General features: G+C 50.3%; 17 protein-coding genes. 12 read left to right on the forward strand and 5 right to left on the reverse strand.

Annotated elements, in window-relative coordinates; genetic code table 11:
* Positions 1 to 15: 15 nt before the first annotated feature.
* From IAQ59_RS13635 to IAQ59_RS13650, 4 genes are all read left to right on the forward strand, one after another.
* On the forward strand, positions 16 to 1,005 hold the full coding sequence (locus tag IAQ59_RS13635) for a TRAP transporter substrate-binding protein (RefSeq protein WP_209331378.1): 990 nt from the start codon (positions 16 to 18) through the stop codon (positions 1,003 to 1,005).
* The gene (locus IAQ59_RS13640; protein ID WP_209331379.1) at positions 1,002 to 1,475 is read left to right on the forward strand and encodes a TRAP transporter small permease; all 474 of its coding nucleotides are present in this window, start codon (positions 1,002 to 1,004) and stop codon (positions 1,473 to 1,475) included. The genes IAQ59_RS13635 and IAQ59_RS13640 overlap by 4 nt, the downstream gene beginning before the upstream one ends.
* A complete protein-coding gene (locus IAQ59_RS13645; protein ID WP_209331380.1) occupies positions 1,472 to 2,746 on the forward strand; it encodes a TRAP transporter large permease in 1,275 nt (424 codons plus the stop codon). The genes IAQ59_RS13640 and IAQ59_RS13645 overlap by 4 nt, the downstream gene beginning before the upstream one ends.
* Before the next feature lie 184 nt (positions 2,747 to 2,930).
* Complete coding sequence (locus IAQ59_RS13650) at positions 2,931 to 3,386, forward strand: Hsp20/alpha crystallin family protein (protein ID WP_209331381.1); 456 nt, start codon at positions 2,931 to 2,933, stop codon at positions 3,384 to 3,386.
* 244 nt (positions 3,387 to 3,630) lie between these two features.
* Here IAQ59_RS13650 and IAQ59_RS13655 read toward each other — a convergent pair whose 3' ends face one another.
* Complete coding sequence (locus tag IAQ59_RS13655) at positions 3,631 to 3,822, reverse strand: hypothetical protein (protein WP_209331382.1); 192 nt, start codon at positions 3,820 to 3,822, stop codon at positions 3,631 to 3,633.
* 162 nt (positions 3,823 to 3,984) lie between these two features.
* Between IAQ59_RS13655 and IAQ59_RS13660 the strand changes: the two genes are divergently transcribed.
* The gene (locus IAQ59_RS13660) at positions 3,985 to 4,158 is read left to right on the forward strand and encodes a hypothetical protein (protein WP_209331383.1); all 174 of its coding nucleotides are present in this window, start codon (positions 3,985 to 3,987) and stop codon (positions 4,156 to 4,158) included.
* Between the two features lie 68 nt (positions 4,159 to 4,226).
* On the opposite strand, the gene IAQ59_RS13665 is transcribed toward IAQ59_RS13660, so the two are convergent.
* Both IAQ59_RS13665 and IAQ59_RS13670 read right to left on the reverse strand, forming a co-directional pair.
* Positions 4,227 to 5,087, reverse strand: coding sequence for an N-acetylmuramoyl-L-alanine amidase-like domain-containing protein (locus IAQ59_RS13665; protein WP_209331384.1), 861 nt, complete (start codon positions 5,085 to 5,087; stop codon positions 4,227 to 4,229).
* Between the two features lie 4 nt (positions 5,088 to 5,091).
* Complete coding sequence (locus tag IAQ59_RS13670; RefSeq protein WP_209331385.1) at positions 5,092 to 5,319, reverse strand: DinB family protein; 228 nt, start codon at positions 5,317 to 5,319, stop codon at positions 5,092 to 5,094.
* A 180-nt stretch (positions 5,320 to 5,499) separates the two neighbouring features.
* Between IAQ59_RS13670 and radA the strand changes: the two genes are divergently transcribed.
* The 3 genes from radA to IAQ59_RS13685 all read left to right on the forward strand — a co-directional run bounded on the left by radA (position 5,500) and on the right by IAQ59_RS13685 (position 10,326).
* A complete protein-coding gene (radA, locus tag IAQ59_RS13675; RefSeq protein WP_209331386.1) occupies positions 5,500 to 6,876 on the forward strand; it encodes a DNA repair protein RadA in 1,377 nt (458 codons plus the stop codon).
* Positions 6,877 to 6,925: 49 nt separating this feature from the next.
* Positions 6,926 to 9,271 (forward strand): hypothetical protein, encoded by a 2,346-nt coding sequence (locus IAQ59_RS13680; protein ID WP_245189596.1) that lies wholly within the window; start codon positions 6,926 to 6,928, stop codon positions 9,269 to 9,271.
* A gap of 845 nt (positions 9,272 to 10,116) precedes the next feature.
* Complete coding sequence (locus IAQ59_RS13685; RefSeq protein ID WP_209331387.1) at positions 10,117 to 10,326, forward strand: hypothetical protein; 210 nt, start codon at positions 10,117 to 10,119, stop codon at positions 10,324 to 10,326.
* Between the two features lie 122 nt (positions 10,327 to 10,448).
* Here IAQ59_RS13685 and IAQ59_RS13690 read toward each other — a convergent pair whose 3' ends face one another.
* The gene (locus IAQ59_RS13690) at positions 10,449 to 12,245 is read right to left on the reverse strand and encodes an SLC13 family permease (RefSeq protein ID WP_209331388.1); all 1,797 of its coding nucleotides are present in this window, start codon (positions 12,243 to 12,245) and stop codon (positions 10,449 to 10,451) included.
* 360 nt (positions 12,246 to 12,605) lie between these two features.
* Between IAQ59_RS13690 and IAQ59_RS13695 the strand changes: the two genes are divergently transcribed.
* The gene (locus IAQ59_RS13695; RefSeq protein ID WP_209331389.1) at positions 12,606 to 12,785 is read left to right on the forward strand and encodes a hypothetical protein; all 180 of its coding nucleotides are present in this window, start codon (positions 12,606 to 12,608) and stop codon (positions 12,783 to 12,785) included.
* A 104-nt stretch (positions 12,786 to 12,889) separates the two neighbouring features.
* On the opposite strand, the gene IAQ59_RS13700 is transcribed toward IAQ59_RS13695, so the two are convergent.
* Entirely contained in the window at positions 12,890 to 15,025 is a 2,136-nt protein-coding gene (locus IAQ59_RS13700; protein ID WP_209331390.1) for a M3 family metallopeptidase, read from the reverse strand.
* Positions 15,026 to 15,271: 246 nt separating this feature from the next.
* Here IAQ59_RS13700 and IAQ59_RS13705 point away from each other — a divergent pair, with 246 nt between their 5' ends.
* The 3 genes from IAQ59_RS13705 to IAQ59_RS13715 all read left to right on the forward strand — a co-directional run bounded on the left by IAQ59_RS13705 (position 15,272) and on the right by IAQ59_RS13715 (position 18,409).
* A complete protein-coding gene (locus IAQ59_RS13705) occupies positions 15,272 to 16,282 on the forward strand; it encodes a dipeptide epimerase (protein WP_209331391.1) in 1,011 nt (336 codons plus the stop codon).
* A 6-nt stretch (positions 16,283 to 16,288) separates the two neighbouring features.
* On the forward strand, positions 16,289 to 17,353 hold the full coding sequence (locus tag IAQ59_RS13710; protein ID WP_209331392.1) for an aminotransferase class I/II-fold pyridoxal phosphate-dependent enzyme: 1,065 nt from the start codon (positions 16,289 to 16,291) through the stop codon (positions 17,351 to 17,353).
* 204 nt (positions 17,354 to 17,557) lie between these two features.
* Positions 17,558 to 18,409 carry an endonuclease/exonuclease/phosphatase family protein gene (locus IAQ59_RS13715; protein ID WP_209331393.1) on the forward strand — a complete coding sequence of 284 codons (852 nt, stop codon included), beginning with the start codon at positions 17,558 to 17,560 and terminating at the stop codon, positions 18,407 to 18,409.
* Positions 18,410 to 18,526 lie beyond the last annotated feature (117 nt).

Raw genomic sequence — 18,526 nt, forward strand, 5'->3', positions numbered from 1 at the left:
CGCATTGGACCCAAAATGACAAATAAAATTCCCGGATTAGCCCTTTTATTCCTACTGCTAGGTTTCCTCGCCGCTTGCTCCGTTAATTCTAGGCAAAAGCCAGAGTACCTGCTGCGTTTTGGTCACTTGGCCAATCGACAACATGGCTGGCATCAGGCTGCCGAGCGCTTTGCCGAGGAAGTATATCGGAGATCGAATGGACGTATGCAGGTCAAGGTATTTCCCAGCGAGCAATTGGGAAAGGAAATGGACGTGCTGACGGGAATTTTAGTGGGCAGTGCAGATATCATGATCACCGGCGAATCGCTTCAAAGCTGGAGCCTACCAAATGCCATCCTATGTGCCACTCCTTTTGCTATCCGGGATAGCGAACACTTGAAAAAAATTGCCGGTGGACCCATCGGAAAAGAAATTGAACAACATATCATCGACGGGGCTGGATTTAAACCCATTGCTTGGTTTGAACGCGGAGCACGAAACCTGACGGCCAATCGGATCATCCGTCACCCCGACGAGCTGAATGGCATGATATTGCGGGTACCGGCAGTATCCCTGTACGTAAAAACCTGGAGTGCTTTGGGCGCTAAACCCACGCCTATGGCCTTTTCGGAGGTTTTTACAGCGCTGCAACAGTCTACCATCCACGGTCAGGAAAACCCCTTTGCGCTCATCAAAGATGCAGGCCTCTACGAAGTCCAAAAGTACTGTATGCTGACCGAACATGTGAAGGGATGGTCTTATGTGGTGATGAACAACAAAAAATACGAAAGCCTACCAAAGGAGCTGCAGCAGGTTATCGATGAGTCCGCCGCCGTCATGCAGGAGTATGAGCATGAATTGTTTCTCAAACAGGAAAAATTAGATTACGAACACCTGAAGGCACAAGGTATGGAATTTATCGAAGTAGATAAGGAAGCGTTCCGGGAGGCTGCTACAAATGCGGTAATGGAAAATTTCAATGAACAGCAAAACGATCTTCTACGTAGAATTCAGGCCGTCAAATGAAAAATAGTTCCCCAGTTACATTTCTTGACAGGGTTCTGTCCTTTTTAGTAATCATCAGCTTCCTGCTGATGATCGGGGTGGTCGTCTTGCAAATACTGGCCCGCTATGCCCTGCCCTGGTCTCCCGAGTGGACGGAGGAAATGGCTCGGTTTTGTTTTATCTACCTCGTAAGTCTAGGGGCCGGACTGGCCATTAAAGAAAGGCTGTATGTTAGCGTGGATTTTCTGCTTGATAAGTTGACGCCCACTACACGCAAAGGATTGGAAATAGGCATTCTGGCATTAATCGTGGTATTCATGTTGACCATGGCAATTGTCAGCCTTCCCTTAGTACAAATCGTTAGCTTACAGCGATCCCCTGCCATGCAGCTTAACATGTCTTGGATGTATGCGGCGATGACCCTTATGGGCTTTTTTGTGGGCCTTTACGGTAGTTTTCAACTTGTCGAACGGATAAAACAGCGCCCATGACTATCCTGCTATTTGTGGTATTCTTGGTATTGCTGATATTGGGCGTGCCCATTGCCTTTGCCTTGGGTCTTTCGGCCTTTGCGTATATCCTCTTAAGTGATTTACCGCTGATGGTGATACCCCAGAAAATGTATGCAGGCATAGACGTTTTTGTGCTGCTGTCTATCCCTGGATTTATTCTTGCCGGTAACCTGATGAATGCCAGTGGGATTACCGACCGTATCATACGTTTTTGCAATGCATTGCTGGGTCATATTCGTGGTGGATTGGGCCTAGCAAACGTAGGTGCTTCCATGTTGTTTGGCGGGATTTCCGGTACTGCCATCGCCGATACCGCTAGCATAGGTGCAGTGATGATACCTGCCATGAAGAAGGAGGGCTATGATACGGCATTTTCCTGCGCAGTGACGGCTTCCTCCTCCACCATTGGCCCGGTAATTCCACCCAGTCTTCCCATGATTATCGCCGCTACACTGACCGGCCTTTCCGTGGGGAAGCTTTTTGTGGCTGGCATCGTCCCAGGTATATTGTTGGGTTTGGGTTTTATGGTGGTCACTTACCTGATCTCAGTAAAACGAAAATACCCAAAGAGCCCGAAGACGCCCATTTTACTTATGCTCAAGTCTTTTTTTCAGGCCTTTTGGGCGATTATGATGACTTTGGTGATCCTATTTGGAATTATTGGAGGCGTTTTTACCCCCACGGAGGCCTCCATTGTAGCGGTGATTTATGCGATGGCAGTAGGACTGTTCGTTTACCGAGAGCTTAAACTCAAAGCGATTCCGAAAATTATCCTAGACTCGGCTAAGACTACGGCCTCTTTGATGGTGTTGGTTGGATTTGCCAACCTTTTCGGTTGGATTATGACGGTGGAAGAACTCCCCCAACTTATTGCCGATTCTCTGCTTAACCTTACGGAAAATAAGTTTATTCTACTCCTTCTGATCAATCTGCTTCTCATCTTCGTGGGAGCTTTTATGGAAACCATTGCCGCACTGTTGATTCTTTTTCCGGTTTTACTGGGGGTGGCTGTGCAAGTGGGCGTGGATCCGATTCAGTTTGCCATAATTATGGTGTTCAACCTGGTCATTGGGCTGACCACCCCACCTGTAGGTGTCTGCCTGTTTGTTGCTTCAAGCATCGGGCAGATATCGCTTGAGAAAATTGCTCGGGCAGGTCTGCCGTTTTTATTGGTAAGCCTGCTGGTGTTGGCGCTGATTACCTATGTGCCCGGGATCTCTCTATGGCTGCCTGGCCTGTTGTACGATTGAGTCACACATAGCCATTTTGGCATAATTCTACTTTTTTATAGGTCAAAATGACACTGATCGCAACCTACAATATGACGTATTGTCCTGATTACAAACTGGATAGCCATTTATGCTGCTTGGCATAGGTTTTGGGTAGATGGGAATAGTACGAAACGATTCAAAAACCTAAAACTCACGTATAGCCATGACACTGATGAAGATTTCAAACGACGCAAAGAAGAACCAATTTCCCACCTTCGACACTTGGTTTGACCAACTGTTCGATTTTCCTGCGAGCATAGACCGCGCAGGAAGAGTTGGTGGCTTTAAAAGTACGCTACCAGCGGTAAATATCAAGGAGGATGAAAAATCGTTCCAGCTGGAAGTAGCCGCACCAGGTTTCTCTAAGGAGGACTTCAAGATTAACTACGACCACGAGCAACTCACCATATCCTCCGAGAAAAAAGAGGAGTCGGTGAGCGAAGAAAAGGTTACCCGAAGAGAATTTAGCTATCAGGCTTTCAAACGATCTTTTTACCTTCCCGAGGAGATGATTGACGTGGAAGGTATCCGTGCGCAGTACAAGGATGGTATCCTACATGTCGTACTGCCCAAGCGGCTGCAGCAAGACAAGCAGGTAAAACAGATTCAGATCCTGTAAGCTGCTGCCCATTCCATTTCGGTCCCCAGCGGCCGCCAAAGGAGTTTCCCTTTAGGTGGTCGTCCGGGTTAATCATATATTGAAAAGCTGCCTCAGTCACCTTGGGGCGGCTTTTATTTTTTTAGGGTTTTGGTTTATTCATTCTGAGAAATTCCAATTCTGAAGAACTCTTCCTGGGTTTTTTAGAAGCGGATAGGTCGTCGATTAGCTGTCTAGTCAAAAACGGTAGGGAAGTGCGAGACACCTAGAACATGCCTTTTCGGAACTTGCCCTGAAAATAGGCGTCCGCTACAAACATAATCGTAAGCAAAACAAGTAGCGAGGGAAACAACGCCGAGGGTACAGCAAGCAGGCCCAGCAGTAGGTTTAGGGTTAACAAGGCTACACAGCTAATCAATAGGTAGTAGGAGACGGTGAAGATTCGATAAGCTTTCATAGTGATCTGCCGAAGAAAGGAACGAAAACGAAATCAATGAGACCTAACAAAGCAAAATTATCGGTCCTCACTGAAAAAAAATTTCAGTGGGGGGAAAAGTTTCAAAGATTTTTATTGCCCGATGGGCTCCAATATCTTTGTTCCAAACCGTAGGTATTCGATATGAAAACGCTTCATCTTTTGAGAATAGCCTTTGGCGTTATGGCTGTGGTAGCGCTATTCCTCGGCATTGTTTGGCAGGACCTCCGCTTACTCCTAAGCTGCTTACCTTTTCTCGCCTGTACCTTTATGGTGCATCAGGGGATTAAAGCCCGACGCGGCAAAATGCCGAGCTAAGCTTTATGTACTGCGGAAGAATCGCTCGCGACGCTGTTGGAGAGGGCAACTGAAGGTCCCGCCTTTTTTTAATCCAAATCAACAGCTCTACTAACCACAATTCCGGACTGGGATTTATTGCCCATAAGGTAATCCTGCAGCGTTTTTGCGGAGATCTCCACCTCTTTGGAAGTTAGACTGGCATGCATCAGATGGATTCTTCCTCCCTGCTCCACGGCAAACCCTACGTGTACCACGTCCAGATTGGGTAGGGTAGTCGTGATGGCAATCAGGTCGCCGGATTGGATCTGTCTCTCGTGCCGGTGTATCTCTGCTTTGGGTATGTAAAAATAACTGCGCTTGGCGATGGCTTTTTCTGCTTCGGTCAGGGCCTCCACGTAGTCCGTCCGGTTTAACTGAGCATAGTACTTCGGATTGGAAGACATAAATGTGGGTTTGTTTTCGTAGGGTTGACCCCCGATCAACTGGGTGATATCCCTTACCAAGCCCTTCTGCTCGTTTTGGTAGATCCAATCGGTAAAGTAATGCAGGCGCGAGGGGTATTCTCCCAGTTTTCCCTGCTGATAGCGGATACGTTCCAGTTCTTTTTCATAGGCCTCCATACGCAAGTTGCCCTGCTTCGCCACTCGGGCTAAGGCCAGTACCGTCTCCAAATAGGTTGTACAGTCCAATCCCGTCAGGTTGACTACCAAGCGTTCCGGGCCGGGCAGTTCCAGGGTCTTTTCCACATAGGGAGTACCCAAAAACCAGCTGCCAATCTCCATCAGTAGGCCATTTATGTTTTTTTCCTGCACATTTTCCCCGGACAAGCGTTCCAGAAACGTTTCCAGCCGCTCCCGACTTTCGGGTGTGCACACTGTCTGTGTCTGCGCGGGTACAGCAAGTACTAGGAGAAAGAAAATAGTCGATAAAACGCTTACTATTTGCATGGTTCTAGTTGCCTCTTTTTAGCATGATGTAATCAGTCACCACCGGCTGCAGGCCACTTTCCCGAAAGAGGGTGGCGATTTGTCCCCGGTGGTAGGTGGAGTGGTTTACAATATGATTAAACAGCCCAAATGCCTTGTCCGGAAGTGCCTCCCGATGCTCCAACATGGCGGTTAACACGAGCTGATTGGCTTTGTGCGTGTAACCAAATAGGTCTTTGAACATGGATTCCATTTCAGTCACATTTTAAAATAGCCGTTTTGCATGGTTCAGCTTCCACTACCCCCTTAGTGCCACACTTCGCGTAATTTCGACCCAATATATTAATCTTTCCTTGTATCTTTAAACCTATCTTCAACTTCATTTTTGCCAGCACACTGAGATTGAGCCGGCTACCTCCAACCAACAAAATCTATGGCAAAAGTAAAAACGACTTTTTTCTGTCAAAATTGTGGTGCGCAAAGTCCCAAATGGCTGGGAAAATGCACTTCCTGTGGTCAATGGAATACCTACGTGGAGGAAATCGTCCAAAAAGAAGAAACCGGTCGGGGCACGTGGAAGACGGGGCAGGCTGCTACCAAAAAGGCCGCGGTACCCCGTAAGCTACAGGATATTCGATTTGAGGAACAGCCCCGCCTGGTGACCGGGGATACGGAGCTGGATCGGGTGCTGGGATCGGGCATTGTGCCGGGTTCCCTGATTTTGATCGGCGGGGAGCCGGGTATTGGCAAGTCCACGCTCCTGCTTCAGATTGCCCTCATGCTAAACCAAATTAAGGTGCTGTATGTGTCGGGCGAGGAAAGCGAGACACAGATTAAAATGCGGGCAGAACGCATGGAAGCCCATTCGGACACTTGTTATCTCTTGGCGGAAACCAATACACAGCAGATCTTCCAGCAGGTAGAGGCGCTAAACCCCGACCTGCTGATCATCGATTCCATTCAAACCCTCCATAGTCAGCACGTGGAATCTGCCGCCGGCTCGGTAAGTCAGGTGCGGGAATGCACCGCCGAGATCATGAAATTTGCAAAAGAAACCGGAACCCCTGTATTTCTGATCGGCCATATCACCAAGGACGGCACCATCGCTGGACCCAAAGTATTGGAACACATGGTGGATACCGTGTTGCAGTTTGAAGGGGACCGGCACCTAAGCTACCGCATCCTGCGCACCTCCAAAAACCGCTTTGGGTCTACCAACGAGCTGGGAATCTACGAGATGCATGCCGATGGCCTGCGCACCGTGACCAATCCCTCGGAGATCCTGATGACCCAGCGGGAGGAGCAGTCAAACGGCGTGGCCATTGGGGCCATGTTGGAAGGAAACCGCCCTTTGCTCATCGAAATCCAGTCCTTGGTGAGCCCTGCCACCTATGGTACGCCGCAGCGTAGCTCCACAGGCCACGATGCCAAACGGCTCAACATGCTGCTGGCCGTATTGGAAAAACGGGGAGGCATGCGCCTGGGCCAGCAGGACGTATTCCTAAACATCGCCGGCGGCCTACGCGTAGACGACCCGGGCTTGGACCTGGCGGTATGTGCGTCGCTCATTTCCTCCTACGAGGATACCCCGGTGGATCCATCGATTTGCTTTGCCGGGGAAGTTGGCCTGGGCGGTGAGATCCGGGCGGTCAACCGGGTGGAAAGCCGCATCGCCGAAGCAGCCAAGCTGGGTTTCAAAAAGATAATGGTATCCAAATACGGCATCAAAGGCTTGAGCAACGCCAAATACGACATAGAAATAGTCCCCCTGACCAAGCTGGACGAGATGTACGCCAAGTTATTTGCCTAGGATTAATCATGGCTATATTCCATTCAACCGCCGATAAACCCGAGATGATATGATTTCCGATTCCACTTTTTCCTTTTCCCGACGGGCCTTTTTGGGGTCTGCCACGCTGCTGACGACTGGAGCGATGATGCCTACATGGGCCTTTTCCCTATCGGCACCGTCCGCTGTTGCCCACCCACCCGTTCCCTTTCCCCATTTTCCCGATCCTTCGTTTGCCTTTATTTGGCGCAACTGGAACCTGGTGCCTCTGCAACGCTTGGCACAGGTGCTGGGGGCAAAGGAACAGGACTTGCGTGACTGCGCAAAGGCAATGGGCCTTCCCAAACCTCTCCCCATCTCGGACGAGCAGTGGAACCGGAGCTACATCACCATCATACGCAGAAACTGGCACCTACTTCCCAAGGATCAGTTGACCGAGTTGCTGGGGTGGACAGCCGAGCACCTGGAATTTACCCTTCAGGAGGATGACTTCCTCTACATCAAATTGGGCAGCATTAAGCCCGATTGCCCGCCCCTTCGTTGGAAAGGGATGGATGTGGAGGTAGCCAAGAAACTGGAAAAAATCCGGAGCATTTCCGGGGAAGCTTTTGCCGTAGCCGATAGCAGTCCGGGTGAGCCCCTTTTTGATTTTGTAAGGCAGCTTTCTGCCAAGCCCGCATTGCAGACTCAGCCGCTTGCCTCGGGATTTTCGCCCCGTTACGGGTATGGTTACTTTACACTTTTTGGAGATCCCCTGGCCGATGGGGCAGTGGATCCCTTTCCGGAGGGCTACCTGCAGCGTATGGGAGCCGCAGGACTGGACGGCACCTGGCTTCATATTGTCCTGAGCAAGGTTACGCCCTTTACTTGGGATCCCTCGCTGAGCAAAGGCTGGGAGCAACGATTGGAAAACCTGGCCCGACTGGTGGAAAAGTGCAGGCAGCATGGGATAGGTATGTACTTATACTTAAACGAGCCCAGGTATCAACCCCTTTCCTTTTACAAAAAACATCCTTCCCTTAAAGGCGTTACGCGTGGGCAAAGCGCCGCGCTTTGTACCAGTGCACCTGAGGTGCAGGCCTATTTGGTGGATTCCATTGCCCGCTTGGTGGAGCGGGTGCCCGGTTTAGCCGGCTTTTTTTCCATCACTGCTTCCGAAAACCCCACCCATTGTTGGTCGCATTTTCAGGGCATGGAATGCCCCCGCTGTGGGCCCCGAGGACCGGAGGCGGTCATTGCCGAGCTGAACACCCTCTATGCGACCGGCATACAGCGTGGCTTGGAGGCGCATCGCAAAAACATTAACCCAGGTTTCGAGGGTTCCGGCCCACGGCTTATCGCCTGGGATTGGGGCTGGCGCGATGGCTGGGCAGCGGGCATTGTGCCCCGGTTGCCCAAGCAGACGGCATTGATGAGCGTGAGCGAGTGGGACCTGCCCATAGAGCGGGGAGGGGTAAAGGCCAGCGTGGGAGAGTATTCCATCTCAGCCGTTGGTCCGGGCCCCCGGGCAAAGCGCCATTGGGAGATCGCACAGCAGCCCGGATTGGAGACCTTTGCCAAGATACAGGCGGGTACTACCTGGGAATGTGGAGGCCTGCCCTATGTCCCTGCCTTGGAGAACGTGGCCCAACATGCCGTAAACCTACGGGATGCGGGTATCAAGGGGCTGATGACGGGTTGGACCTTGGGAGGCTACCCCGGTTCGCCTAATTTGGAGGTGGTATCGGTGGTGGGCAGTGATCCAGGCATCTCGGTTCGGGGGGCCATGGTTAAGGTTGCCGATAAACGGTATGGAGCAGCCGCAGAGGCCATGGTAGCGGCTTGGTATGGCTTTAGCGAGGCATTCCGGGAGTTTCCCTATCATATTGGCGTCGTGTATAATGCGCCCGTACATTCCGGACCTGCCAATTTGTTGTGGGCAAGACCAACCGGCTATTCGGCCACCATGGTTGGCCTAGGATACGATGATCTGAGCAAGTGGCGGGACATTTACCCCGCAGACGTTTTTATCCGCCAACTCTATCGTGTGGCCGAGGGATTTGAACAATCGCTGGAGCGGTTGGAGGAAAGGGTTCGGAATCTTGCTTTGGGTGACGAAGCGCGTTTAGCACTGGCAGGAGAGATGCGTATTGCCGAGGCTGTGGGAATTCTCTATCGTTCGGTGGCAAACCAAGCGGATTTTATCCGGCATCGCGAGCAATGGGAGAGGGAAAAAGACCCAAAGGCCAAAATCCGGCTTCAGGAGCTCCTGCTCAGTGAGATCCAATTGGCAAACCGCTTATTCACCTTGCAGCAGCAAGATTCCCGGATAGGCTTTGAAGCCACCAACCATTATTTTTATGTACCGACAGATCTACAGGAGAAGGTTTTGAATTGTAGGTGGCTATTGGAAGAATGGCTGGGCGTTAACGTATAGTGTGCGACAGGTGGGTATACATACGAGGTATGATTTCGGCGTGGATCCGTCCGAATAGGAGGACCAATCACATCACCCCTTCGGGGTTTGGAGAAATTTCTAGGACTCTTTGCTATAATCTTATCATCCCTTCGGGATTTGGCATCGCGATGCAATCCCGTTTCTGGTATCACAAAAACCGATTGGTTTGGATGTTTTTAGGATTCCTCCTGTACCCCAATCCCGAAGGGATGGCAGTTTTATAGAAAACGAGCGAAATACGTCCACAAAACCCCGAAGGGGTGGCATAATCGTACCGGATACCGACAATAATAGGAGAGCCATTTAGCTCGAGAGATTAGCATCGCCTTTTAGTTTATCAAACTAATCCGGAAGCCAAAGCAAAAAATGTATCTGGAAAAATGACGCGTTAATATTGTCACCCCTTCGGGGTTTGCCGTAATTCCGATGCCTCTTTGCTATAATCATATCATCCCTTCGGGATTAAGAACCGGATAGGAATCTCGATTCGATTTGCCTTAGGAAATTGATAGATGCGGAATGTTTGAAAGGATTAGGATACATACTCTGCCCCAATCCCGAAGGGATGGCAGTATTAAAGAAAACGAGCGATACACGTCCACAAAACCCCGAAGAGGTGATAGAAATGCCCTGCCTCTAGGATGGGGAAATCGGCCTATTTCATTTTCAATTCCATCATCACCTAATGCGCCCAATTTTGCCGGACCACACGTCAGAAAAAAAATCCCAGACTGAAATGAAATTTCAGTGAGTCCGCTTTGATTTGTAACTGGAAACATCTTGCGGAGTACACCCGCTTTTTAAAAAATTAATACCCTAAAAAGATGCAAAATAGACAAAGGTGGTTGGCATTCTACAGCGTGATGTTGGGATTTTGTCTGTCCATCCTGTTTATCCTGTGGCGGGGAAATGGATACCACATCACCTCCGAATCACCGGATTTTATGGTGTTTTCTTCCTTCGTTGCCACCTCCATCAGCTTTCTGATCGGCCTGATCCGGTACTTGCCTTCCCGAAAAAAGGAAACCGGCTAAATTTTCAAGCCTAGGGGTATTCAGGTACCCCTAGGCAAAATGAATTTCTTGATTCCTTCCCAAAGAGTACAGAAATAAGGCCTCTATTTTGGCGTTAGCCTTTTTTCCTACTCAAAAAGAAGTCAAATATAGAATAGGTAAAACACCGCCACGGTAAGCACCACAAAAATCAAGGTTAGCCCGCTTCCCGCCTTGATATAGTCCTTATTTTGATAGCCTCCTGCCGATATCATCAGGGCATTTACCTGATGGGTGGGAAGGAGGAAGGAATTGGACACCCCTACAGCTGCCAAAAGCACCAAAGGTCTGGGATCCAAACCGGCGATCTCGGCCATCCCGATCACCAAAGGCGCCAACACGACCACAGCCCCCACATTGGACATAAAGAGCGAGAACACCGTGCTCAACACAGTAATGGCAATTAATAGCACCAACACCGACTGCCCTTCAATTAGCTGCATGACGTATTGGGCAAGGAAATACGCGGCCCCGGATTTTTGCATGGCAATTCCCAAGGGAATCAACCCTGCCAACAGAAATACCACTTTCCAGTCAATGGCATCGTAGGCTTGCTGAATCGTGATTACCCTCGACAGGATCATGGTCATGGCACCGGTCAGAAAGGCCAAAGCAATAGGTACTCCCAAGAACGTCAGCAGAATCCCGAATGCAAAACTGGCCAATGCAGGAATCGCTTTGGACTGATTTTTCGGTTCGGCTTCTATGGGGGTCGCCAGAACGAAGTCCGTGTGGCTTTTAAGACTTCTTATATTATCCCACAACCCATACACAATCAGGGTATCGCCCTTCTTAAACCGATGATCGGAAAAATCACCTTTGATTTCTTCGCCATTGTTGAATAAAATGAGGGGCTCTAGGGCAAATTTTCGCCGAAAGGCAAAGTCCCGTAGGGTCTGTCCGATCAGTTCCGACCCCGTTCCAACGATGACTTCCGCAAATCCAGATTCATCGGGTTTGGTGAGACGGTTAAAGATTCCGGGTTGTATGATTTCCTGTAGGCCATATATTTCCGCAAGTTTTTTGGCTTCGTTTTCTGAGCCTAACAAAGCGATTATCTGCCCTTGCGCAAACACGGTCTCTCGCCAAGGGGCGTATACAACAGCCTCTCCTTCGGCCAAGGCGATCAGGTTAAGCCGAAAATCTTTCCAGATTCCAGAAGATTCCGTGGTCTTGCCGATTAGGCTGCTGCCCTCCTGTATCGAAAAATACCACAGGTTGTTGGGCAGGCGCAAGGTCTCGATAAGTTTCTCTTGGGCAGATTTCTTCTTTGCTCCTTTTCCTTCCTTGGGCAGTACATAATTACCCAATAGAAAAAAGTACACGATACCTGCAATCAGCAAAACAGCACCGACCGGTGTGACCGCAAATAAGGCATAGGGCTCCAAGGAAGCATTTTTCAGCAGATCATTGATCAAGATCAGATGTCCTGAACCAACCATGGTCAGCGAACCGCCCAATATCGCGGCAAAACCCAGCGGCATGATCAATTGGGTGGCCGGGATCTTGGTTTTTCGGGAAATGTCCAGCGTACCTGGTAAGAACAAAGCTGCGGCGCCAATATTTTGCATAAACGCAGAAAGGGTGCCTACTGACAGCCCGAGGAATCCGATAATCTTGTTTTTATCGGCACCGACCTTCTTGAGCACGGCCTCCGAAAAGCGTTCCATCACCCCGGTGGTCGTAACCCCATACCCCAAAATCATCACCGCCAGCATAGAAATCACGGCGTTGGAAGAAAAGCCCTTGAGCATTTCGTCCGGGGTCAATACACCCGACCAGCCCAAAGCAAGCATGGTGATGATCGCAACCACATCGATGCGAAATATCTCAAAAACCATCATGACGATTGTAGCCACCAATATGGCCAATACAATCACTACCTGAATATCCAATTCCATTGGTATAAGTTAGTTAAACAATCCCAAAGATAACAGATGCCTAAAGGTGTTGTCGGTATGAAAAGTCACAATGGCCACCTTATCCAGACTATGCGAGAAGGCAAACCCTTTTCAAATTAGTCCGTAGGCTGAGAGAAGAAATGGAAGAGCCACTGAAATTTTTTTTCAGTCAGACCGATTAAATTTGAGTTACCTTCCGCATTTAGGGATTGGCCTTCAATCTGTTAAGTTCAACACCGGATAAAAAAAAGAGTTGTTTTCCTGCATGCAGCATCATCCGTTGGCTTGTCGAAGGCTCCTTGCCGGATGGTTGATTAACCCTCATGTATGTAGTACAATCGTCTAAAAACCCGTTTTCCTATGAATGATTTGTCGACTGCTAGAAAATCGCTTCTACTCTTTATCCTGCTTCTCGTGCTTGCAGGCTGGGTGGGCTACCTGTATGGCTGGGCAAGCCTCGGCATGGTGGTCCTGATTACGGTAGCCCTGCTGTTTACAGCGATATCCTTGGTGTGGGACCTTCGGGCAAAACAGGAATAAAGCAAAAGAAACCTGATTTAGCTTCCACCTACCCCGTAAATAGAACAAACCCCCAACCGGACTTAGCAGATTGGGGGTTTGTTGGTTCAGGTGAATAGCATGGCCTACTTGGTCACAGCCAAGCTGGCTTCATCCAAACCGCGCTTCTTCAGCAAGGCATCGATCTTTGGCTCGGCGCCTCGGAAACGCACGTACATCTCCATGGGATCATCGGTACCGCCGCGCTCCAGGATTTCTTTGCGGAAAGCCAGTGCTTTGTCTGGATTAAACAGTTCCGTCTCCTTAAATGCATGGAAAGCATCCGTATCCAATACGCCGGACCAGATATAGCTGTAGTAGCCGGCCGAATACCCTCCGCTAAAAATGTGCTGGAAGTAACTGCTTCGGTACCTGGGAATGATCTCGGATATCAGCCCCATTCTGGCTACCGACTGCTCCTCAAAGGTGGTTGCATCCTCTTTGATAGGCTCCTTACGTGTATGGTAATCCAAGTCCAGCAAGGACGCTGCCAGGTATTCCGTGGTGCCGAATCCCTGCCCAAAGGTGCCGCTGCTGGTCAGTTTTTCAATAAGCGCATCGGGTATTACCTCACCTGTTTGATAGTGAAAGGCATACTGCCTCATCACCTCCGGTTCGGTGGCCCAGTTTTCCATCACCTGCGAAGGAAGCTCTACAAAGTCCCTGGGAACAGAAGTTCCTGCGAGGCTGCTGTATTGCACGTTGGAGAGCAGACCATGCAGGGCGTGCCCAAACTCGTGGAAGAAAGTGGTCACCTCGTCAAAGGTCAAAAGCGCCGGTGCATCGCCAGCGGGCCGGGAGAAGTTGCAGACGATGGAAATTACCGGCGGCATACGTTTTCCGTCCACGGTCTTTTGTGATCGGTAGGAAGTCATCCAGGCTCCGCCCCGCTTGGAGGCCCTGGGATGGAAATCCATGTAAAGGATGCCCACATGGGTACCGTCCGCCTCCTTCACCTCATAGGACTTGGCATCGGGATGGTACACCGGTACTTCGGGCCGGTATTCAAAGGTAAGCCCAAAGAGCTTGTTCACCACCAGGAACACGCCCTCCTGCACCTTGTCCAAGGCGAAATAAGGCTTTACCTCCTGCTCATCCAAGTCAAATTTTTGCTTCCGTAGCTTCTCCTCGTAGTAGCGCCAGTCCCAAGGCTGTACAGAAAAGTCATTGCCATCAGCTTGTATCATGGCCTGCATCTCGTCCCGCTCTACCTTGGCCTTGGCCAGGGCGGGAGTCCAAAGCTGATTCAGCAGTTTGTATACGTTATCCGGATTTTTGGCCATGGTCTCTTCCAGGGCATAGTCGGCATGGGTTTCGTATCCGAGCATGCGGGCTTTTTCCAAGCGGAGGTTGGCCATTTCTACCAGAATGGCCTTGTTGTCGTTTTCATTGCCCTGATCGGAGCGGTTCTTGTAAGCTTCCCAGATTTGCTTGCGCAGGTTGCGGTTGTCGGCATATTGCAGGAAAGGCATGATGCTGGGGTTATGCAGGGTAAAGACCCATTTGCCTTCCTTGCCTGCGGCTTTGGCATCGTCTGCTGCCGAAGCAATCAGCTCATTGGGCAGTCCGGCCAGGTCCGCTTCATTCTCGATGACCAACTGAAAGGCGTTGGTTTCTGCGAGCAGGTTTTGGCCAAACTGAAGGGTGAGCGTAGAAAGTCGACTGTTGATCTCACGGAGCCGGTCCTTGTTTTCTTCGGCTACGTTGGCACCGCTTCGTACGAAGCTTTTGTAGGTTTTTTCGAGCAGCTTTTGTTGCTCTGGGCTTAGCTCCAGTTTTTCCCTAGCATCCCACACGGTCTGCACACGCTGAAACAAGGCCTGATTGAGGCTGATGTTGTCGCTGTGTTTGGACAGTTCCGGTGCCATCTCCGTAGCTATACCTTGAATTTCGTCGTTGGTGTTGGCGGAGTTGATATTGTAAAAAACCCGCGACACCTTGGTCAAGAGCTCTCCTGAATATTCCAGGGCCTCGATGGTATTGGCAAAGGTAGGTGCCTCGGCATTGTTGACAATGGCGGCAACTTCGGCTTCCTGCTGCTTGATGCCTTCCCGCAGGGCGGGTGCAAAATGGGCAGGTTCTATTCGGTCAAAAGGGGGCACCCCAAACGGGGTATCGTATGTTTCAAAGAAGGGATTCATGGCTGATTTTTTTTCGTTTTCCGGACTGCACGCCACCGAAAGGGAGGCGGCTACCGCGGATGCGATAAATAGCTTTTTCATAGGTTTAGAAACGTCTTTAATTTTTGAATTACCATGGACAACAATTTATTGTAAGCTCAGGGATTGAACAATTGTCTAATTGGCAGTAGCAAAGATAACCCGAATGGATCATTTTTGGTTGCAGTGTCCCTCATACAATCAAATACCGGCCGTTTATTCCTTTAAAGCGGATTCTGAATTACCTTTATATCCGCAACCCCCTGCTGCTATTGGGCAGGAATGGTCCCATCTGTTATTTGTTGTCTTATGAAGATCGAAATTTTAATCAGGCAGTTGCCACTCAGGCATACCTTTACCATCGCCCACCAAAGCCGCGATGTGCAGACCACCCTGATCGTCCGCCTCTGGGACGGAGACACCTACGGACTTGGGGAGTCCACGACCAATCCATTCTATGGGATCACCGTGGACAATATGACGGCCTGCCTGGAGGAGGCTCAAAAGCTCCTGGAAAACGAGCCCATTCAGCATCCCCCCCTACTTTGGGAGAAGACCAAATCGATTTTTGCCAATAACCCCTTTGCCCAATGTGCCCTGGACATGGCTGCCTGGGATCTGTATACCAAAAAGCGCGGTGAAAAGCTTTACGAACACTTAGGCCTCCAACCCGCCACCATTCCCCTGACCAACTTTACCATTGGCATTGCTTCGGTGGAAAAAATGGTGGAAAAGATGCGTGAGTTTGACTGGCCCCTCTACAAAATTAAGCTGGGCACCGATCACGACATGGACATCGTCCGGGAGTTGCGAAAGCACACCGATGCTACCTTCCGCATCGATGCCAACTGCGCCTGGACGGCGGAGCAGGCCATTCGCTACTCCCATGAACTAAAGCAGCTCAACGTGGAATTTATGGAGCAGCCGCTGGCCAAAGATGATTTGGAAGGCATGAAGGAGGTGTACGCACACAGTGCCCTGCCGGTGATAGCGGATGAAAGCTGCATCGTGGAGGCGGATGTGAAGAAATGCGCAGGCCTCTTTCACGGTATCAATGTAAAGCTGACCAAGGCCGGGGGCATTACGCCCGGACTTCGGATGATTCACGATGCGAAAGGATTAGGTATGAAGACCATGGTGGGCTGCATGACGGAATCCAGCGTAGGCATATCGGCCATCGCCCATATCGCACCGCAGCTCGACTACGTGGACATGGATGGGGCTATGCTATTGGCACAGGATATCGCTACCGGGGTGAAAATTTCACGGGAAGGGGTTCAATTTCCCGACAGACCGGGTACGGGTGCCCTTCTAATTTAATCCGAGATGCAGATTCGCCTATTAACCGACCGGGCTCAGCCCGTAATTTATCAGGATGGCAAACGCTACTTGCAGTTTGCGGGAACATCCTATTTGGGTATGGGCAATCTGCCGGAGTTTGAGCGTTTGATCCATGAGGGTCTAAATCGGCACGGGGCCAATCACGGCTCCAGCCGGAACAGCAATGTGCAGTTGGGTGTTTTCGATGTGTTTGAAGCTTTCTTTGCTGCGGGCGCAGGGGCAGAAGACGCCTGTTTGCTAAGTAGTGGATTTTTGGCCGGACACCTTGCCATTCAATCGTTGAAACCAAAAGTGGATCTGCTTTGGATTGCGCCCGATGCGCATCCTGCCATATTGCCAGAGGGAAAAGCAGGAGATCCTGCTCAAAGCTATGAGACCTGGGTGGAGGCCTGCAAGCAAAAAGCGAGCTCATTGATGGGTCACCGAATAGGGATTTTGGCCAATGCCGTAAACCCGTTGATTCCCAAAATTCACGATTTTGAATGGGTGCGGGACCTGCCCCCCGTCAACCAATACTACCTGCTAATCGACGATAGCCATGCCTTTGGCGTAGTCGGTGAATCCCTGTTTGGAACCTATCGGCAATGGTCCCAACTACCTGTGAATCTTTGTATATGCGGTTCATTGGGCAAGGCTCTTTGCCTGCCGGCTGGCATCGTGGTAGGAAATGCCGATTGGATTGACATGATTCGGCAGCACGCTATTTACCGGTCTTCTTCACCCCCTGCGCCGGCATTTTTGCAGGCCTTTATGCAGGGACAGGCACTTTACCTGCGCCAGAAAGAGCTCCTGGCAAAAAAAGTGTCGGCGTTGGCAGCCGGAATTGCAGAGCTGCCGGCTTTTTATACTGCAGACGGGTATCCGGTTATTTCCTTTGCTAGCCCGGCTTGGGTGGAAGCACTCGCGTCCAGGGCGCTGGTGGTATCCTCCTTTCCCTACCCCGGTCCTCAGGATGCGCCCGTAAACCGCATCGTGTTGTCAGCGGGCCATACCGACGAGGATTTGAATTACCTGATGGCCTGCATGGTGGAACTCCAAGCTGGCCGATAGGATCGATCCTGCAATCGCCTACGTCAGACTCCAAAAAACCTTTTTTAACCAACTATAAAAAGGAAGTAGATGCCTTCATTCCGGTTGTTTGTCTGTAAGTTAGGTGGCTGAAAAGGGATTCTCCCGGAGTCTTATCCAAAGGCTACGGGGTTTGTTCTTACAGGGAATCTTTTATCTTTGGAATCCAAACAAATCAACACTCAGATGAACTTTATAAAAACAACCACTTGGCTTTTTTTGGCGCTGTTTGCGTTGGCCTTTGGGACCCATGCCCAATCGGTGAGCCTCAAAGTCGCTACCTTCAATATCCGCTATGCCAATCCCGGTGATGCTCCAGATACCTGGGAAAACCGGCGTCAGGCCGCCGCGGATCTGATACGCTTCCACGAATTTGATATCTTCGGGATCCAGGAAGGGCTGCATTCTCAGGTAAAAGACCTGGAACGGATGCTCCCGGGCTTTGCTTACGTAGGGGTGGGTAGAGACGACGGTGCCGAGAAGGGAGAATACTCCTGTATATTTTACCATACCGGCAAGTTCGATGTGTTGGACAGCGGCACCTTTTGGCTGGCAGAAGATACCGCCAAGCCCAATAAAGGGTGGGATGCGGCCCTGCCCCGCATCGTGACCTGGGCCAAATTTAAGGACAAAACCACCGGCGATGTATTCTTTCACTTTAACACCCACTTCGACCACCGGGGGTGGGAAGCCCGTGTACAGAGTGCGCAACTGATTCTTAAAAAGGTGGCAGAGCTCTCTGACCCCTCTAATCCGGTCTTTGTGACCGGCGACTTCAACGTGGACCAGGACTCCGATCCCTACAAAGTGATGCGGGATGCACCGGGATTTGCAGATGCGCTGGATTTGGCCCGGATCAAGTATGTCAACAACGGAAGCTTCAATAGCTTTGACAATAGCAGCAGCTCTGATAAACGTATAGATCACATCTTTGTAAACGATAAGATCAAGGTGAAGCGCTATGGTATTCTCACAGATACATACCACAACCGCTACCCCTCGGATCATTTTCCGGTGATGGCTGAAATCTACTGGTAACCAATAGATTGGGGATACCTCCTGAGAAAGCCATGTCAACATGCCATGGCTTTTTTGGGGTAGGTATGCAATCCCTAACCCGCTTGCTCTCATACGAATCCGTCAGATACCTTCTTA

Origin of the sequence: Lunatimonas salinarum, from assembly GCF_017811155.1 — a bacterium.
GTDB lineage: Bacteria > Bacteroidota > Bacteroidia > Cytophagales > Cyclobacteriaceae > Lunatimonas > Lunatimonas salinarum.

Excerpts from the sequence above, each read along its gene's own strand:
- IAQ59_RS13685 (WP_209331387.1), top strand. The coding sequence starts at position 10,117 with ATGCAAAATAGACAAAGGTGGTTGGCATTCTACAGCGTGATGTTGGGA.
- IAQ59_RS13670 (WP_209331385.1), bottom strand. The coding sequence starts at position 5,319 with ATGGAATCCATGTTCAAAGACCTATTTGGTTACACGCACAAAGCCAAT.
- IAQ59_RS13695 (WP_209331389.1), top strand. The coding sequence starts at position 12,606 with ATGAATGATTTGTCGACTGCTAGAAAATCGCTTCTACTCTTTATCCTG.
- IAQ59_RS13690 (WP_209331388.1), bottom strand. The coding sequence starts at position 12,245 with ATGGAATTGGATATTCAGGTAGTGATTGTATTGGCCATATTGGTGGCT.
- IAQ59_RS13650 (WP_209331381.1), top strand. The coding sequence starts at position 2,931 with ATGACACTGATGAAGATTTCAAACGACGCAAAGAAGAACCAATTTCCC.
- IAQ59_RS13665 (WP_209331384.1), bottom strand. The coding sequence starts at position 5,087 with ATGCAAATAGTAAGCGTTTTATCGACTATTTTCTTTCTCCTAGTACTT.
- IAQ59_RS13680 (WP_245189596.1), top strand. The coding sequence starts at position 6,926 with ATGATTTCCGATTCCACTTTTTCCTTTTCCCGACGGGCCTTTTTGGGG.
- IAQ59_RS13700 (WP_209331390.1), bottom strand. The coding sequence starts at position 15,025 with ATGAAAAAGCTATTTATCGCATCCGCGGTAGCCGCCTCCCTTTCGGTG.
- IAQ59_RS13635 (WP_209331378.1), top strand. The coding sequence starts at position 16 with ATGACAAATAAAATTCCCGGATTAGCCCTTTTATTCCTACTGCTAGGT.
- IAQ59_RS13715 (WP_209331393.1), top strand. The coding sequence starts at position 17,558 with ATGAACTTTATAAAAACAACCACTTGGCTTTTTTTGGCGCTGTTTGCG.
- IAQ59_RS13640 (WP_209331379.1), top strand. The coding sequence starts at position 1,002 with ATGAAAAATAGTTCCCCAGTTACATTTCTTGACAGGGTTCTGTCCTTT.
- IAQ59_RS13655 (WP_209331382.1), bottom strand. The coding sequence starts at position 3,822 with ATGAAAGCTTATCGAATCTTCACCGTCTCCTACTACCTATTGATTAGC.
- IAQ59_RS13660 (WP_209331383.1), top strand. The coding sequence starts at position 3,985 with ATGAAAACGCTTCATCTTTTGAGAATAGCCTTTGGCGTTATGGCTGTG.
- IAQ59_RS13705 (WP_209331391.1), top strand. The coding sequence starts at position 15,272 with ATGAAGATCGAAATTTTAATCAGGCAGTTGCCACTCAGGCATACCTTT.
- IAQ59_RS13645 (WP_209331380.1), top strand. The coding sequence starts at position 1,472 with ATGACTATCCTGCTATTTGTGGTATTCTTGGTATTGCTGATATTGGGC.
- IAQ59_RS13710 (WP_209331392.1), top strand. The coding sequence starts at position 16,289 with ATGCAGATTCGCCTATTAACCGACCGGGCTCAGCCCGTAATTTATCAG.
- radA (WP_209331386.1), top strand. The coding sequence starts at position 5,500 with ATGGCAAAAGTAAAAACGACTTTTTTCTGTCAAAATTGTGGTGCGCAA.